Origin of the sequence: Shewanella sp. 11B5 (genome assembly GCF_002836795.1) — a bacterium.
Taxonomy (GTDB): Bacteria; Pseudomonadota; Gammaproteobacteria; order Enterobacterales; family Shewanellaceae; genus Shewanella; species Shewanella frigidimarina.
Genome location: NZ_PJAP01000714.1, coordinates 1 through 1,932, shown reverse-complemented (window position 1 = coordinate 1,932; position 1,932 = coordinate 1). Strand labels below are relative to the sequence as shown.

2 protein-coding genes are annotated in these 1,932 nt (G+C 43.6%); one reads left to right on the top strand and one right to left on the bottom strand.

The features are described from left to right. Nucleotides 1-417, bottom strand: a 417-nt coding sequence (locus CXF78_RS15670) for a 4'-phosphopantetheinyl transferase family protein (protein WP_374702301.1), incomplete at its 3' end; no start/stop codon positions are given. 215 nt (nucleotides 418-632) lie between these two features. Here CXF78_RS15670 and CXF78_RS15665 point away from each other — a divergent pair. Next, the gene (locus CXF78_RS15665; protein ID WP_102037307.1) at nucleotides 633-1,616 is read left to right on the top strand and encodes an FAD:protein FMN transferase; all 984 of its coding nucleotides are present in this window, start codon (nucleotides 633-635) and stop codon (nucleotides 1,614-1,616) included. The last annotated feature ends 316 nt before the right edge of the window (nucleotides 1,617-1,932 follow it).

Genomic DNA, 1,932 nt, shown 5'->3' with positions numbered 1-1,932 from the left:
TTCGGCATTAGAAGCAATTAATATCCCAACCATTAACCACTCACCGCTGTGACTTAAATTGAAATGCAGCCCTGTTTTCGCCAACAAATCTGGTGTTAGTGCCGGTTTACCTTTAGCACCGTAATTAAAACGCCACTCATTGGGCTTTAGTTCACTATGAAGTGATAACACAGCCCGAAGCCCTAAGCGTACTTGTAAACCATTATTGCGCGCCGACACGCTCCTATAACGGCTCACCTTAACGACCTCGTCATCAGTTAACCAACCTAAGGCTAAACCCGCTTCATAATCAGCAGGTGATAACGCCCCATTAAGTGGCACAAAATAAACATAGGGCTGAGAAAACCCAGCTGATCGAGTGCCTGATTGAACAGCTAATGGTGTCGTTGATTGAGTTGCTGAGGACATGACCGACATTAAAAATACATAACACTCTATTAAACGATAATACGGCTAAATTACCTCAATAAGACCGATGCAGCGAGAGTTTTGTCAAATAAAACCCATATAGCGAGTAGTACAAATAAGCACTTTCAGCATCAAAAAAGTTATTTTCACTTTTACTGTTGATGATTGACGTTAATTCATCAACAATCACCACTATCATCACAACATCGAAAGCTTATACCTTCATGCGCATAGTCAGTTTAGTCATCATGCTATTGTTATCTGTACTCAGCTCAAACGCTGCGTTTGCTCAATGGCATCAAAAGAGTTTTGATGTAATGGGAACGCTGGCCCATGTTGAGTTTTGGCTACCCGACACTGCCGAGGCATCAACGGCAGATAATTTAATTGCCGCTGTAGAGCAAGAAATGCAGCGCATTGATCAAACCATGAGTCCTTACATCGCCACCAGTGAACTCAGTATCATTAATCGCGATGCCGCCACAAAACCCGTCATCATCAGCCCAGAGCTATTTGATTTACTCACCGATGCGCAAGATATTGCCAAATTAACCAATGGCATGTTTGATATCACCTACGCCTCAGTAGGTTACCAATACGATTATCGTAAGCATCAAAAGCCCGACCAAGCAGCCATTAACACCGCATTAAAAGCAATAAACTACCAAGCAGTAATGCTCGACAAACCCACCTCCTCAGTTCGTTTTGCTAATGCTGATGTCAAAATTGATTTAGGCGGAATAGCTAAAGGGCATGCGGTTAAAAATTGCATTGCTATATTGAAAGATTCAGGCATAGAACATGCTCTTATCAGCGCTGGCGGCGACACCACATTACTCGGCGATCGCATCGGACGTCCTTGGTTTGTTGGTATAAAACACCCTCGAGCTGACGATAAAACCGCGGTGCAATTACCATTAAGTGATGAGTCAATTTCAACCTCTGGCGATTACGAACGCTACTTTATCGAAGACGGCGTGCGTTATCATCACATTATTAATCCTAAAACAGGCGACTCAGCACGCAATGTTGTCAGCGTGTCGATTATCGGCAAAAATCCAACTTTTGTGGATGCCCTTTCCACCGCCATTTTTGTGATGGGGTTACAACAAGGCATGGCGTTAATCAATGAGTTACCTGAATACGAAGCGATCATAATAGACAATCAACAAACGTTACATGTATCGACGGGACTACAACAAGATTAATCATTAACAATCTTCTCGTAGTCCCGGTAATGCTTTTGAGCCGGGATTCAAGTGGTTATTTTGATTTGTACTTATGTACTTATGGCCTGCGGCCACTAACGTCGTGGCCGCAGGCCATATCTTAAACAAGGTTTGGGGCATAGATGAGTTACGTATATTGCTTGCAACAGTCTAAATTCAACTCTGAACTTGAGGCCGTTGAAGAAAATGACGTGAGCTGGCCATGGACGGCCAGCTAGCTTTAGAGGGGAAGGGACGCCCCATCTGAAGCGTTAGCATTTTCGAATAAGGCCGAGGCATGCTACAAATGAAGTCC

Bases quoted from the DNA above. Each gene is read 5' to 3' on its own strand.
- CXF78_RS15665 (WP_102037307.1), top strand. From the start codon at position 633: ATGCGCATAGTCAGTTTAGTCATCATGCTATTGTTATCTGTACTCAGC.